Source organism: Lysinibacillus sp. fls2-241-R2A-57 (assembly GCF_030209535.1).
GTDB lineage: Bacteria > Bacillota > Bacilli > Bacillales_A > Planococcaceae > Lysinibacillus.
Genome location: NZ_JARVRU010000189.1, coordinates 1 through 1,116, shown reverse-complemented (window position 1 = coordinate 1,116; position 1,116 = coordinate 1). Strand labels below are relative to the sequence as shown.

General features: G+C 39.2%; 2 protein-coding genes. Both read left to right on the top strand.

Annotated elements, in window-relative coordinates; all coding sequences use genetic code 11:
• Positions 1-188: IS66 family insertion sequence element accessory protein TnpB (gene tnpB / locus QRN68_RS23465; RefSeq protein WP_285399594.1), on the top strand; the 188-nt coding region annotated here is incomplete at its 5' end.
• Between the two features lie 62 nt (positions 189-250).
• Positions 251-1,116 (top strand): IS66 family transposase (locus QRN68_RS23460; protein WP_285399593.1); only part of this gene is annotated, 866 nt, incomplete at its 3' end.

Here is a 1,116-nt window from a genome sequence, read left to right as displayed (position 1 = left end):
AATGTTTGTATTTTGATGGAGATGGCTTCGCCATACTTTATAAACGATTAGATAACGGTAAACTACAATGGCCAAAAGATGAAAAGGAAGTGCGTAATCTTTCACAACAGGAGCTTCGTTGGCTGTTGGAAGGATTATCACTTCAGCAGCCAAAGGCAATTACGAAATCAGAAAAAGGTGTCTTTTAAAACCACCTATTAAGATGGTATAATCATCCATAACTTATACTGAACGAAAAGTGGTGAATACAGTGGGTAACGTATCTTCTAACAAAAATGAACAATTCAATCAATTACTTGAGCAACAATTGGCTCATTCAAATCAGCAAAATAATGAACTGACAAAGAAGTTGGATCAATCATTGAAACAAATAGAAGTGTTAACAGAACAAGTTCGCCAATTAACAAAGGCTTTATACGGTTCAAAATCAGAAAAATCAAAGTATCAAGCACCAGACGGACAATGCTCTTTATTTGAAGACGATCCGTCTTTTAACGATTCTGAGCAGACAGAAGAACAAAGCACGCCAACTGTTACGTATACCGTTGAGCGTAAACTACATAAGAAAAAAAGGAATGATTCTTTTTGTGATGGGATTGAAATTGAAGAAATTCACCATCATCCCACCAATACACAATGCGACTGTTGCCTTGGCCAAATGACCGAAGCCGGTACAACAATTGCGCGTGAAGAAGCAAAATTCATTCCTGCAAAGATGATGCGCGTCCAGCATATTGAACATGCCTACGAGTGCAAGCACTGTAAAATGGATGCCACACAAAAAGCACAAATGAAACGTGGGAAAGCCCCGCAAGCTGCCATTCAGCGAAGCATTGCAGGACCTACCATTCTAGCAAAACTCATCTATGATAAGTTCATCCAATACTTGCCTCTTTACCGTCAGGTAAAGGAATGGGAACGATATGGCCTGCTCACGAATGATAAGAATTTATCAAACTGGGTAATCCGTGTAGCTGAAGATTGGCTTCTACCGGTTTATGAACAGATGAAGCAGATATTAATAGCAAAATCTGTTCTACATGTGGATGAAACCTACGCGAAAATAATCAAACGTTCAGACGGAAAATCCGGTGAATCGAACGCCTATAATTGGGT